The sequence below is a fragment of the Nonomuraea sp. NPDC052129 genome (assembly GCF_040680095.1).
Classification (GTDB): Bacteria; Actinomycetota; Actinomycetes; order Streptosporangiales; family Streptosporangiaceae; genus Nonomuraea.
Genome location: NZ_JBFAVX010000027.1, coordinates 45,506 through 57,985 on the forward strand (window position 1 = coordinate 45,506; position 12,480 = coordinate 57,985).

General features: G+C 69.3%; 12 protein-coding genes. 6 read left to right on the forward strand and 6 right to left on the reverse strand.

Annotation, left to right across the window (positions count from 1 at the left end):
* Nucleotides 1-453: 453 nt before the first annotated feature.
* Both AB0L53_RS41370 and AB0L53_RS41375 read right to left on the reverse strand, forming a co-directional pair.
* Nucleotides 454-1,728: an alkyl sulfatase dimerization domain-containing protein gene (locus AB0L53_RS41370; protein WP_364006567.1), complete on the reverse strand. Its 1,275-nt coding sequence runs from the start codon at nt 1,726-1,728 to the stop codon at nt 454-456.
* On the reverse strand, nt 1,725-1,940 hold the full coding sequence (locus AB0L53_RS41375; protein WP_364006570.1) for a hypothetical protein: 216 nt from the start codon (nt 1,938-1,940) through the stop codon (nt 1,725-1,727). Before AB0L53_RS41375 ends, AB0L53_RS41370 begins: the two co-directional genes overlap by 4 nt.
* A 110-nt stretch (nt 1,941-2,050) precedes the next feature.
* Here AB0L53_RS41375 and AB0L53_RS41380 point away from each other — a divergent pair, with 110 nt between their 5' ends.
* The 5 genes from AB0L53_RS41380 (at nt 2,051) to AB0L53_RS41400 (ending at nt 6,092) form a co-directional block, all read left to right on the forward strand.
* The gene (locus AB0L53_RS41380) at nt 2,051-2,584 is read left to right on the forward strand and encodes an FAD-dependent monooxygenase (protein ID WP_364006573.1); all 534 of its coding nucleotides are present in this window, start codon (nt 2,051-2,053) and stop codon (nt 2,582-2,584) included.
* Nucleotides 2,585-2,737: 153 nt separating this feature from the next.
* Nucleotides 2,738-3,118 (forward strand): hypothetical protein, encoded by a 381-nt coding sequence (locus AB0L53_RS41385; RefSeq protein ID WP_364006576.1) that lies wholly within the window; start codon nt 2,738-2,740, stop codon nt 3,116-3,118.
* Nucleotides 3,119-3,408: 290 nt separating this feature from the next.
* On the forward strand, nt 3,409-4,833 hold the full coding sequence (rox, locus tag AB0L53_RS41390; RefSeq protein ID WP_364006863.1) for a rifampin monooxygenase: 1,425 nt from the start codon (nt 3,409-3,411) through the stop codon (nt 4,831-4,833).
* A 422-nt stretch (nt 4,834-5,255) separates the two neighbouring features.
* Nucleotides 5,256-5,717 carry a hypothetical protein gene (locus AB0L53_RS41395; protein WP_364006579.1) on the forward strand — a complete coding sequence of 154 codons (462 nt, stop codon included), beginning with the start codon at nt 5,256-5,258 and terminating at the stop codon, nt 5,715-5,717.
* Nucleotides 5,718-5,723: 6 nt separating this feature from the next.
* A complete protein-coding gene (locus AB0L53_RS41400; RefSeq protein WP_364006866.1) occupies nt 5,724-6,092 on the forward strand; it encodes a helix-turn-helix domain-containing protein in 369 nt (122 codons plus the stop codon).
* 122 nt (nt 6,093-6,214) lie between these two features.
* On the opposite strand, the gene AB0L53_RS41405 is transcribed toward AB0L53_RS41400, so the two are convergent.
* Nucleotides 6,215-7,210, reverse strand: coding sequence for a winged helix-turn-helix domain-containing protein (locus tag AB0L53_RS41405; RefSeq protein ID WP_364006582.1), 996 nt, complete (start codon nt 7,208-7,210; stop codon nt 6,215-6,217).
* Between the two features lie 252 nt (nt 7,211-7,462).
* Here AB0L53_RS41405 and AB0L53_RS41410 point away from each other — a divergent pair, with 252 nt between their 5' ends.
* Nucleotides 7,463-8,401 (forward strand): winged helix-turn-helix domain-containing protein, encoded by a 939-nt coding sequence (locus tag AB0L53_RS41410; RefSeq protein ID WP_364006585.1) that lies wholly within the window; start codon nt 7,463-7,465, stop codon nt 8,399-8,401.
* 247 nt (nt 8,402-8,648) lie between these two features.
* Here the strand turns inward: AB0L53_RS41410 and AB0L53_RS41415 are convergent, their stop codons facing one another.
* The 3 genes from AB0L53_RS41415 to AB0L53_RS41425 form a co-directional block, all read right to left on the reverse strand.
* Entirely contained in the window at nt 8,649-9,359 is a 711-nt protein-coding gene (locus tag AB0L53_RS41415) for a hypothetical protein (RefSeq protein ID WP_364006588.1), read from the reverse strand.
* Nucleotides 9,360-9,453: 94 nt separating this feature from the next.
* Nucleotides 9,454-10,734: an FAD-dependent monooxygenase gene (locus AB0L53_RS41420; protein ID WP_364006591.1), complete on the reverse strand. Its 1,281-nt coding sequence runs from the start codon at nt 10,732-10,734 to the stop codon at nt 9,454-9,456.
* The gene (locus tag AB0L53_RS41425; RefSeq protein ID WP_364006594.1) at nt 10,731-12,464 is read right to left on the reverse strand and encodes a LodA/GoxA family CTQ-dependent oxidase; all 1,734 of its coding nucleotides are present in this window, start codon (nt 12,462-12,464) and stop codon (nt 10,731-10,733) included. Before AB0L53_RS41425 ends, AB0L53_RS41420 begins: the two co-directional genes overlap by 4 nt.
* Nucleotides 12,465-12,480 lie beyond the last annotated feature (16 nt).

Consider the following 12,480-nt stretch of genomic DNA (forward strand, 5'->3'; position numbering starts at 1 on the left):
GGGCGAGCAGCACGACGGCCGTCGGCGAGGAGGCGAAGATGCCGAAGCCGCCGTCGGAGAGGACCAGCGACCGGCGGAAGTTGGTCTCGAAAGGTCGCCATAGCCGTGGTCGTCTCCGACGAAGATCACCACGTTCGGCCGGTCAGGTCCCCGGCTCACAGCCATCGATCCGTACTCCCCATTCCTTGCGATTGCCGGGAAAGGTGGCGTCTTTAGCTGAAAGGTACAATCTTTTGGCGTGAATGTGGCGATGCGCGAGCGCGGATTGGTGATAGGGATCAGCCGCGGAGTTCGCCTTCGAGGATCATGTCGTGCCACTTTCCATCATGGCGGAAGCACTCGCGGAGGCGGCCCTCCTTCTCGTAAACACGGCGCGCTGATCGTCGAGCGACTCGATGATGAAGCGGCAATTCTCGTAGTTGTCGCGCGGCGCCGCGGCCAGCCGCTCCCGAGCTAGGTAATCGCACCAGGGCCGTTCAGGATGTCCCGCGATTCGGCCTCGGCCCAGCTGAAGATGCCGATCGACATGGTGCTGCGCTCCTGGGCGGCGCGGAGCGCGTAGACCTCGGCGCGGGCGGTGTGGACGGCCTTGTCCTCCGGGGCGGCGTCGCCGGCGAGCTGGGCGAGGTGGCAGGCCAGCCGGTGCTCGCCGGCGCGGGACAGCTCCAGCGCGCGGTCGGCGAGGACCTGGGCGCCGCCGGCGAGCGCGGCGAGTTCGGCGGCGAGGGCGGCGTCGGTGGCGGGCTTGAGGTGGGCGGGGTTGCCGTCGTACCAGCCGGCGAACTGGCGCCATACGTTGCGGACGATGAATTCCGGCTCGTCGTAGAGCGGCTGGAGGTAATGCAGCGCGGCCAGATCGTCCGGCACCCGCACCCGGTGCAGGGTCTCGACCAGTGTCGCGCCGTCGTTGAGGCAAGCGAGCGTCTGGCCGACGAGGGTCTCCAGGTAGCGGGCGGTGTTCTCCAGGGCCTCGCGTACGTGATCGGCGCCGACGACGGGGATGCCGTGGCTGCCGAGCATCAGGTCGGCGTCGAGCGAGGCCATCCAGCGGAGGGCGGCGGCCCAGTCGACGGGGTAGCGCTGCACCTTCTGCGGGTTGCCGGCGTTCGGGGAGACGCCGAGGAACAGGTCGCCGGGGAAGAGGATCCGCTGCTGGGGGAGCCAGCCGACCACGTGGTCGTCGGTCTCGCCCCGGTGGTGGGTGAGTTCGAGGCGCAGGCCACCGGTCTCGACCACATGGGTGTCAGAGAAGGTGACGTCCGGTTCCCGGTATTCGGCCGGCCAGACGAGGTCGGGGATGCGGAACTGGCGGCGGTTGATGATCGTGTTGTAGCCCTGCGTGTCGGCGTAGCGCCGGAAGCGCGCGAGTACGTTGTCGTGCGCGATCACCTGCGGGCGAGGCACACCGCGAGCATCGGCGGCGGCGTCGAAGGGGCCGAGTCCGCCGACGTGGTCGACGTGACCGTGGGAGTAGACGGCGTGGGTGACCGGCCCGGATTCCCACGCGGTCACCCGCTCGTGCAGCTTGTCGGCGAGCAGCTTGACGCCGGTGTCGAAGAGTACGACTCCGTGCTCGTGCCGGAGGGCGAAAGCGTGCCCGAAACCGGGCACCATCAGCACCCCGTCGGCGACCTCCTCGGCGTCAGCCATGACGGGTTCCGCTATGGAGGTCGGCTCGCGCCGGCCGGCCCACATCTCATCGGCCAGCTTGAGAATCGAGGAGGTCATGACGGGTCCTTTCTACAGCGGCTTTCGGGCGTGACAGTCACCACTTGATGATCGCGGTGCGGTGCCAGTGGCGTACAGACCCGGCGTACGACCACGACGGTGAAGGCGGTCATCGCCAGCAGTGACGGCTTGCTGAACAGCGCGCTCACCAGCGTGAGTCCGACGAGTGAGTTCGCCGCGTAGAGGTAGCCGAGCGGCACGAGGTGACTCACCCACAGCACGGCCCAGCCCGCGGTCAGGCGGACGTGGCGGCGCCGGGCGGCCGGATCGCCGGCTCATCGACCCGTGGGTCCGCGGCATCCCGGACGACCGCCTGGAAGTGGTGAAGTGCCGGGAATACATCTTCCGCGCCCGCGTCGCCCGCCGCTGGCGCGCGGGCCCGGTCTTCATCGTCGGCGACGCCGCCCACGTCACACCGCCGTTCATCGGCCAGGGCCTGTGCGCCGGGCTCCGCGATGCGCACAACCTCGCCTGGAAGCTGGCCGCGCGGCTGCGCGGACGTCTCCTGCCCGCCCTCGCCCACTCCCGGACAGCCCGGCGGATCGTGCTGGACACCGGCAGCCCGCCGCTCACACCCGGCCCCGAGTCCAGCGGCGCACCCCCCGCAGCGTACGAGGCGCGCTCCTCCCGCTCGTCCGCCGCCGGGCCCGGACGGCGAATCCGTACTGGTAGACCGGTGCTCGGCGACCGCACAGCGGTCGTCGCGCTCCCCGGCACCGACCTCGCGGCCGTCCCCGACGCCCTGCCATCGGCCTGGCTGACCGTCGATCCGGAAGGCGGCGACGGCGAACGGTTCCTCGCACGCTGGCTGCGGAACGCCGGCGTCGCCTGGGTCAGCGTCGACCCGACCGCGTGATCAAGGCCGCGGGACCGTCCGGGGTACTGCGGTGAGTAACGTTACAACCACTTCGCGTCCAAGGCGGAACTACTCGACGCGGCGATCGCCGAGGCGCTCGAGACCCACGCCGCCTGGCTGGAGAGGCTGCTCGCCGACGTCGACGACCCCGCTGTGGTCTTCGCGACGTCGATGCGGCTCACCGGCCGGCTCGTCCGCACCCGCCCCCGGCTGGCGCAGGTGATGATGAACAGCAGGGGTGCGCTGCTGGAAGTGCCGTACGGCCACGCTCCGCATGCCCGACACGACATCGAGGCGGCCATCTCCGCCGGCCGCTTCGTCATTGACGACGTCGGGGTCGCGCTCGCCTGCACCGCGGGGTGCCTGATCGCCACGATGCACCTCTGCGCCACCGACCCGAAGGCCTCGGTCGACGACGTCGCCGACCAGACCGTGCTCAACGTCTTGCGGATGTTCGGCATGGCAGAGTCGGAGGCCCGCCGCATTGTGGCACTGCCGCTCCCGGCAGACGAGCCTCCGCCCGGGTCGATCTGAGAGCCGCTGGAAAAGGGTTGGACGGGATGATGCTCGGGCTTGTAGCTTGCAGTCGACCGTGACACCGCCCCAGGAGGTGAGACCCATGAACGCTGTATCGATGTGGGTGCTCCCCCTTCCCGTCACGGCCGGCGATTGACGTAGGTGTCGCCGGGAGCGCCTCGCCAACAAGGCACTCCCGAAAGGCAACACCTATGCACTCTCCGCAGTTCCCCGCCGAGCCGCCGTCGAACGATACGGTCGAGCGCGACATCTCCGGACTCCGGTCGCCGGCCTTCGATCGCGCGCCCATGTTCGACGTGATCATTGCCGGGTGCGGCCCGACCGGCGCGATGCTGGCCGCCGAACTTCGGCTGCACAACGTGCGGGTACTCGTTCTGGAGAAGGAGACCGAGCCCAAGTCGTTCGTCCGCATAGTCGGTCTGCATATTCGCAGTCTCGAGCTGATGGCGATGCGCGGACTGCTGGATCGCATGCTCGAACACGGAAGACAGCGTCCGGCCGGCGGATTCTTCGCCGCCATCCCCAAACCCGCGCCCAAGGACCTGGATTCCGCGCACGCCTACCTGCTGGGCATCCCGCAGCCGGTCATCGAAGGCCTGCTTGAAGAACGCGCGATCGAACTGGGTGCGCAGGTCCGGCGCGGTTGCGCGGTGGCCGATCTCGAGCAGGACGACGAGGGCGTGACTGTCGAGCTGGCCGACGGCGAACGGCTGCGTTCGCGCTATCTCATCGGCTGTGACGGCGGGCGCAGCACGGTGCGCAAACTGCTCGGCGTCGGCTTCCCCGGCGAGCCCTCACGGACCGAGACGCTGATGGGCGAGATGGAAGTGGGTGTGCCGCAGGAGGAGATCACCGCCAAGGTGGCCCAACTCCACGACACCCATAAGCAATTCTGGCTCAGGCCCTTCGGCCAAGGCGTCTACAGCGTCGTCGTCCCCGCCGCGGGAGTCAGCGACCGCGCGAAACCGCCCACCCTCGACGATTTCCAGCAGCAGCTGCGCACCATCGCCGGAACCGATTTCGGCGTGCACTCCCCGCGCTGGATGTCCCGCTTCGGAGATGCCACCCGGCTGGCCGAACGCTATCGGGTCGGGCGGGTGCTCCTGGCCGGTGACGCGGCACACATCCATCCACCCATCGGCGGACAGGGTCTCAACCTGGGCATCCAGGACGCATTCAACCTCGGCTGGAAACTGGCCGCGCAGATCCGCGGCTGGGCGCCGGAAACACTGCTGGACACCTACCAGGCCGAACGTCATCCGGTCGCCGAGGACGTACTGGACAACACCCGCGCCCAGATGGAACTGCTTTCCACCGAACCGGGCCCGCAGGCCGTGCGCAGGCTGCTCACCGAACTCATGGACTTCGACGAGGTGAACCGCCATCTGATCGAGAAGATCACCGCGATCGGCATCCGCTACGACTTCGGTGCGGGCCCCGACCTGCTCGGCCGCCGCCTGCGCGACATCGCCGTGAAACAGGGCCACCTCTACGATCTGCTGCACCGCGGCCGCGGCCTGCTGCTGGACCGCACCGAACGCCTGACCGTCGGCGGCTGGTCAGATCGGGTCGACTACCTCGCGGATCCCACTGCGGTACTGGATGTCCCGTGCGTCCTGCTACGCCCCGACGGCCACGTCGCCTGGATCGGCGACGATCAGCAGGCCCTGGACGACCACCTCTCCCGCTGGTTCGGCAAGCCCGCCAACTGATTTCGCCTGGTGTCGGCTCCGGAGCTCACTCGGAACGACGCCAGGTCCTCCCTGGTGATCGTCGTGGTGGCGGGGGCCCTTGCTCCGTTCGCCACCGTGCTTCCTGCTGTCTCGGCCTGGCCCCGCGTCCGGCCGAGGCCATCGGCGCGCGCGAGTAGCGCGAGGGGGTTCCAGGAGTTCATCAGCGGGACCAGCTCTTTCGCATTGTTCGGAATCCGTAGGAGCCGGAGAGGCAGACATTCCGTAGACATTTTGTAGACGCCGAATAGACGGGCCTGCCACCATTCATATGGCCCCTGAGGTGGTAAAACAGCACAGTTGCAGCGAGTGTGGATTTTTACGCAGAACAGCGGCAGGAAACCTCCTACGTTCATGTCCGTCCGGAACGACTACTGGGCATCACGACTAATCAGGAGGACGGAATGCGAAAGATTCGCAGCATTCTCGCCGGGGGCGCCGTCGTCGGCTCCCTGGCAGCGGGCCTGGCCCTCGCGCCGGCCGCGAACGCCGCGACGACCGGGGCGGCGGCGACCACGGCGACCGCGACAGCTGCCAGTTCGAACGGCTTCCGGTGGTACTCGGGCTACGGCCGGGGCGAGGACCGGGGCGACCGCAGCTACATCAAGGGGGAGTGGCACCGCGATCGGTCCGGTGACGTCGTCTTCGTCTTCGCCATTGTGATCGTGGACGGGGACGACGACTACAACTGGGTCCGCTTCAAGTGGCAGGACGATGACGGCGACGTGCACTACCGCTGGGTCAAGGCCTTCGAGGGGCGCCGTTACTCCTACCGGTTCGACCGGGACGACTACCGCAATCTCCGCATCGGGCTCTACGGGAGCGAGAGCCGGGGCGGCGACTTCGGAGGCTGGCACAAGTTCTAGCCACCGCTGAACCCGAGGCCGTCCGTCTCCCTTACCGGGGAACGGACGGCCTTTCTGGTGGTGCGCGACGTCGCCGGCGGCACCACCCGCTTCGACGGCCTTCAGCGTGAGCTCGGTGTCAGCCGCCGAGCCCTGGCCGAGCGCCTGGCCGGGCTCGTCGAACACGGGGTACTGGAGAAGCGGCCCTACTCCGATCACCCGCCGCGTTACGACTACCTGCTGATCGCGAAGGGTGCGGGCCTGCTGCCGGCGTCGACCGCTTCAAGAGCCTCACCTTGCTGGCCGACCCCAATGCGATCATCCGCGAGGTGCAGTTTCCGATCAGCGACCCGGCCGGCTCAGTGGAAGACATGCTCACCCTTGTCCGCTCAATGACGCCAAGGTCGTCCCGTCCTACTTGCTCGCCCCCGTCATCGCCGACAAGTCCAACTGTGAGCAGACCACCACACGGCGGACCAGCTGAACTGACCTCAGAGAGGCCTGAGCAGTGACGCACCCTACTCGGTCAGGTCGTGGTGGTGGCCGTTGAGGAGGGCGGTGCCCAGATGGGTGGCGGAGTGGAGCACCGTCTGACCGTGACGCTGGCTCGTCGCCAGCCCGGCTTCGCGCAGGGTCGTGACCTGGCGGCTGGCGGTGGAGGGCGGGACGCGCAGTTGCCGCGCCAGCTCGGACGTCGTGCACGCGCCGAGAGCGACGACCTCCAGCACCCGGGCGCGGGTGAGTCCGAGCAGGCCGGCCAAGGTTCGCGGCGGATCGCCGTCCCCGCCGTGCGCCCACGCCGGGTCATGCTCGATGGGATAGACCAGAACCGGCGGGAGCTCCGGATCGCGCAAGGTGACGGGGGCCTGGCGGCAGAAGAAGGACGGCTGCAGGATCAGCCCGCGTCCCTCCAAATGGATGTCGTGCTCGGCCGGGTAGGCCAATTCCAGCACGGGGTACGACCAGCGCGCCGACGGGTGCAACGTGGCGAACACCGCCTCCCAGCCGCCCTCCGACAGCAGGCGGGAGCGGCGCGTCCGGTCCTTGCCGACCTCCACCCGGATCTGGGACCAGTACGGCGACAGGCACGCTTGGAAGTAGGCGCCGGCCGCCGTCGCGACGGCTTCCACCTCCTGCGTACCGCCGGCCGCCAGGCCGTGGGTCCAGGAGGGCAGCCGGGTGGTGGAGTGCCTGTGCGACAGCTCCGCCAAGTCGGCGCGCAACCGGTGACGGGGCGTGCGGCGCAGGCCCTCCATACCGGCCTCCAGCGAGCCGGACTCCGTTCGAGGGGTGAGGAAGTCGACGGTGTAGCCGCGGGGCGGCGCGAGGGTGGTCAGCCGCCCGGTGAGCGACGGCACGCGGCGGAGGGCGTGTCGCTTCCACTCGCCGTAGACCACGCTGTGCTCGCGGCGACGCAGCCGGTTCAGGCTGAGCATCAGCTCCCACATCGTGTCGGGTTCCCGGGCGATCCGGGTCCGCGCCAGATCGGCGCCGGTGAAGTGGATGCGCAGCATGCTCTTCAATCCTTCCGGGAGAGACCAAGTACGCCTGAATGAGCTGGTCGGTGGTCAGGCCTGAAACCGGGTCCGAGGTCCAGGGTGTGGCTTCGGGGACGGAATCTCCAGGAGATTCAGGGTGGCCTGAATAATGACGTCCGGGAAGAATCACCTCAGGGGATGCCAAATACGGGGGCGTCGATGGTTTATCGCGTTCACTTCACCAGTCAGGATCTTGCTCGTACGCGAGTGGCCGAGGCGCCAATGCCCTTGGCGGAGCTGCAGCTGGCGATACGGATGTTGCAAGACCGTGAAGCGGCGTGGTTGGACGGCTGGCGCCGACGGGTCATGCCCCGGCTGCCGCAGCACGCGCGCATGGTGTTATCCCTGGTTCCCGCGGTCGGGTGGGCACCGACCTTTCTCGGCCCGGGTAAGGCCGGCACCCTGCCAGAACTGGTCGAGGAAGTCAGAGCGACCCCGCCCGACGTGATGAACAACGAACTCGCCGCGATGGCGGAGCTGCAGAGCGTCCCCACATGGGCTCGCCATCTCGGCGACGACGAAACGCTGCGCGGACAGCTGTGGGAGGCGCTCGAGCAGCTGTACGAGCAGCTACTGGGCCCCTATTGGCAGCGGCTCACCGGCTGTTTCGCGGCTGATCGCGCTGTCCGGACCCAGCATCTGCTCACCGGAGGCGTCGAGCGGTTGCTCACTCTGGCCAACCCGCTCTGGATGCGTTGGAACCCACCGGTGCTGGAAGTGCGGATGGCGAATGGGCTCGACCACGATCTGTATCTTCAAGGGCAGGGCATCGTGCTGGTGCCGTCGGCCTTCGCATCGCGCTCCATCGTCGATGACGACGAGAGCCAACCGCAGGTCACCTATCCCCTCCCCGGCGATCTGTCTCTCGACCGGTTGACCGCCCTGGTCCCTGAGCAGGAGGTCCCGGGCTCCACAGCCGCTTTGGCCGCGCTGCTCGGGAACACCCGCGCCGCCGTACTGAACGCCATCGCCGAACACCCCGGCTGCACCACCACGGAACTGGCCGGGTTGAGCGGCACCACGCCTCCAGGTGCGAGCCAGCACGCCACCGTTTTGCGGGAGGCCGGGCTCATCCATACGACCCGCTACCGCAACACCGCACACCACACCGCCACCACGCTAGGCATCGCCCTGTTGAACGGTCCGGACGGCACACGGCAGAACTGACCCGCCGATCGGCGTCCTGGGGGAGTGCGCGGGAGACCGGCCCACAACGACCCGAAGAGCCCGAGCCCATGGGCCGGCACCCTCTCCCGCGCCGTTGACCAGGGCCTTCGCACTCGGGTGCAAGTGTCGGAGAGCGTTGGCGGTTCGCGGCACACTGCCCTCCAGGTGTGCTCGCGCGGGCTCGGTGCGCCGGGATCGTGTGCTGCAGCGAGGAGGCGTACGGTGGCTCTTATCCCGTGCCCTCGCATTATCCGGTCTGGCGGGCGCGTCCCCGGCCGCCGCGGTACGGGCGGCCACCGCCGATGCGCTGCAGCCGGGCCCCGGCCGGTACTACCCGGAGCGTGCCGCCGTCCACCTTCTCCAAGAAATCTACTTTGTAAAGGCGCTCGGGCGGAGCAAAAACCCAAACATATAATCGAATAAATACCCTCATTTGAAAGCAAGGGCACGGAGAGTCACGGGGAGAGCTGGTGATGCCGGCGGGGATCGAGGAGAGCTTGGCGTCGCGGTCGCGCTCGGCGTCGGTGTAGCAGTCGAGCGCCGGTTGGGAGGCGCCGACGCCGCGCGGGTCGAACCCGACCAGGTCGAAGCGCTCGGTGATCGGCGATTTCGCCCACACGGCGGCGGTTATGGCCGCGTGCTCCGTGCCGGGGAAGCCTGGACCGCCGGGGTTCAGCAGGAGCGACCCGATCGGATTCTTTGCGCGCGCGGGCACCCTCAGCAGCGCGATCTCCGCCTGCTTACCCTTCGGATTCTGGTAGTCGAGCGGTACCTTGAGCCGCGCGCACTCGGCTTTGACAGTCGGCACGCCAGGCGGCATGTGCGGATCGCAGGGTTTGAACGCCGGCTTCTGCCCGTAGAAGCGGTCCAGGCCGGTGCCGGGGGAGGCGGGTTGCTGACCGGCCTGGAGAGTGCCGGCCTGCCCGCCACTCTGGCCGGCGCAGGCGCCGAGCAGCATCCCCTCGTCGCTCTCGGCGAGGCGAGCCCTGAGGAAGCCGACGGCGCGTCGTCGGAGTGGAGAGATCTGACCTGGTCGGCAGGGCATCGGGTGCTCACGCGTAGGGGGAGGCCAGTATGCCGGGCTGGAAGCGGCTGTTCGCGCGCCTCAGCCAGAACGGGGCGTCCGGCCATCGGGTCTCGATGCCGTAGTAGCCGTTGCGGTCTAGCAGGTAGGAGGTGTAGCGGGAGCGGGTGCGGCGCTGGAGGGCGGCGAGTGCGCCGTAATCGCCGCCGAGTGCCGCCTGGACCCCGTCCGCCACCTCGAAGCCGGAGCGCAGCGCCGTCACGACGCCGGCTGAGGAGAGCGGGTCGAGCGCGCTCCCCGCGTCCCCCGCCGCCGCCCAGCCCTCGCCGTACAGGCGGGTCAGGCAGTGGGAGGCGGCGAGGACGCTACGAACGGCGGATGGCGGGCCGGGAGCTCCGAGCAGGCCGTAGACATGGCGGGTACGCCGCAGGAGAGCGTGCCAGCCGCCCGGCGTGGCCGCCGACGCCCGCCGGATCACGTCGGGGTCGCTGAAGAAGCCCACAGCGGTCTGGAGCCGGCCGGGCGGTGTGGCATCGGGGCCGGCACTGATCGCGGCCGCGTACCACCAGCCGTCCTCGGCCGATTCGAGCAACGTCCGGCGCGCGGCCTCGGGCGGCCGGTCGAGATGGGCATACGCGCACATCAACCGATCCGCCTGCACCGGCTCCCCGAGCCTGCGCGCGAGCACCCCAGCCCGCCCCGAAGCGTCCACCACGAATCTCGCCCGCACCTCGCCCCGCCCGCCCCTCGACTCGATGCGAGTGCCCGGGCGTGAGTCACTGTCGTCCGTGATCCCGGTGTGCAGGACCGACAGCCGCCACCCGTCCCCGTCCCGCCGCGTCTCGGTCACCCGTACGCCTTGAAGTACGGGGACCCCGGCCGAGCGGGCGGCCGCGGCCAGGCTTGCGTCGAGGCGGTCGCGGTCGACGAGCCAGCCCCGGCCGAGCGGAGCAGTGAAGGGGTCCTCGCCGGCCAGGTCGGCCGCCGCCCAGGCGGACGCGATGCCCGGCGAGGCCGGATGCCTGTCCCGCTCGAATTCTTCCCACGCGCCTAGCCGCCGCAGCAGCGGGCGGGCCGCCGCCGGGAGCGACTCGCTCATCCGGAGTCGCTTTCGGCGGCCTTCGCCGAGAAGGACGACCCGCACACCGTTGGCCTGGAGCCTGAAGGCTGCCGCGCATCCGGCGGGTCCGGCACCGATCACGGCCACACGATCCCGCGGGGCCACCCCATCTCGCGGTGCCACCTCGACCCGCGCGCCCGCGCCACGCCATACGGCCGCGCCGTTCCCTGGCGCGGTGCCATCCCTCACGAGTCGGTCCCGGGTGCGGGGCCGTCTCGCGGCATGGTGCGTTCGACCTCGACGAACAGGGGGGCGTCGAGGGTGCCGCGGTTGACCACGAAGCCGAGGCGGGACCAGAGTTTGACCATGTCGAGGTCGTCGGCGAACCCGACGTAGTCGTCGGCGTTCTGGTCTCCGTCGGTGCCCACCCAGGGCACCTGCCGCAGGCCGTTCGCGTCTTCGACGTAGACGAAGTCGGGCCGCTGCACCGGCCACCACCAGACGAAACGGTCGCCGATCCGTTGCTGGGAGCATTCGTTGAAGTCGGCCTGCCAGGGCAGCGCCATGTACTTGGACAGGTCGCCGGGCTCCAGCCCCAGGCTCGGGTCGCCGCCCAGGGAGAGCGGTGGCCGCACGTCTGGCTTGCGGCGGATGCGGAACGGTTCGGCGTACAACTCCGGGTTGCGGCAGATCCAGGTCATCTCGATGCCGGGGGAGAAGGCCCCGCCGACGCAGGCGTCCAACGCGACCTGGTCCCGCAGTTCGCCGGGCGGCGGCTCGGGTGCGCCCTTGATGGTGAAGTCGCCGGCGGCCCACTGCTGCAGGAAGAAGAACTGTGTCCTGGTCAGGGTGAGGTATCGCGAGGCCAGCGGTCCCGGTTTGAAGCAGTTGTCCCCGCACAGGAAGGGCATCATGGGCAGTCCGCTGTCGGGGGAGGTGAACAGGTCGGGTGTGTCGGGCGGCCGGATGAGGTCGAGGTAGAACCGCCGCATTCCGTTGTAGACGGGTGAGGGGTCGCCCAGCTTCTCGAAGTCGGGGTCGTGCGGATGGGAGGGGATCGCGACGACCCAGCCGTAGTGGTGGGCTCGCTCCAGGATCGGTTTGATGTCGCCCTCCCAGTCGGGCAGGTAGTCGCGCCGCCAGAGGCCGTCGTGGAAGATCGCGGGCCGCAGGCCGAGATTCCGCACCGCCACGTCGAAGATCGTGTCGTACAGCGTGACGAGATTGGTCAGCTCGGGGGCGAAGCGGGGCGGGGCGCAGATCACCCAGGCGGACGCGTCGACGTCCACGGCCCGCCCGTCCGTCATGATGACCCGTGCGGTCACCGGGCCGTCGGAGGTGTCGTCCCACCAGGTGTCGTTGTTGGCGTAGTCGTCGGCCACCGGCTCGGCGGCGGAGCTGCCCGAGGCGCCGAAGCCGCCGAGCACGATGAGCCGCCCCTCCCGGTCGGTGTGCAGCTCGCCGAGGCTGTTCACGGACGCCGGTTGGAGCCGCTGCGGCGGGAACGTCATCGGGTAGCCGTCGGGGTTGTCGGTCCGGGAGAAGGCGACTGACTCGCCCGCGTCCTTCAGCGTACGTGGCCCCGGATCGATGATCATCTTCTCCCGGTCGGCCGGGTCGCTCACCCCGGCGTTGCGCAGGGGGTGATCGGGGGCGTAGCCCGACTCTCCGGCGTTGACCATGAACTCGTACCAGATCGCCTTCTTGTTCGCGAGATGGACGGTCCATTCGATCCGCTCCACCCCGTCCTGCCCGGGACGCACCGGGCGGCCGGGGTCGCTCTCGTCGCGGTAGGAGTAGACCTCGAATCGCTCGCCCTGCCTGCGCAGATTGCCGTCCTTGTCGCGGAAGTCGGCGGGGGTGAACGCGCCGCCGTCGGGCAGGATCGGCAGGCTGCCGCGCTTTTCCGGGGCGAGGTAGAACTCGGGGCTGTCGCCGACCCTGACGACGCCGACGGCCGGATGGATGCGATACGACATCACGGTGGATCTCCCT

Bases quoted from the DNA above. Each gene is read 5' to 3' on its own strand.
- AB0L53_RS41370 (WP_364006567.1), bottom strand. From the start codon at position 1,728: ATGACCTCCTCGATTCTCAAGCTGGCCGATGAGATGTGGGCCGGCCGG.
- rox (WP_364006863.1), top strand. From the start codon at position 3,409: ATGTTCGACGTGATCATTGCCGGGTGCGGCCCGACCGGCGCGATGCTG.
- AB0L53_RS41395 (WP_364006579.1), top strand. From the start codon at position 5,256: ATGCGAAAGATTCGCAGCATTCTCGCCGGGGGCGCCGTCGTCGGCTCC.
- AB0L53_RS41405 (WP_364006582.1), bottom strand. From the start codon at position 7,210: ATGCTGCGCATCCACTTCACCGGCGCCGATCTGGCGCGGACCCGGATC.
- AB0L53_RS41415 (WP_364006588.1), bottom strand. From the start codon at position 9,359: ATGCTGCTCGGCGCCTGCGCCGGCCAGAGTGGCGGGCAGGCCGGCACT.
- AB0L53_RS41425 (WP_364006594.1), bottom strand. From the start codon at position 12,464: ATGTCGTATCGCATCCATCCGGCCGTCGGCGTCGTCAGGGTCGGCGAC.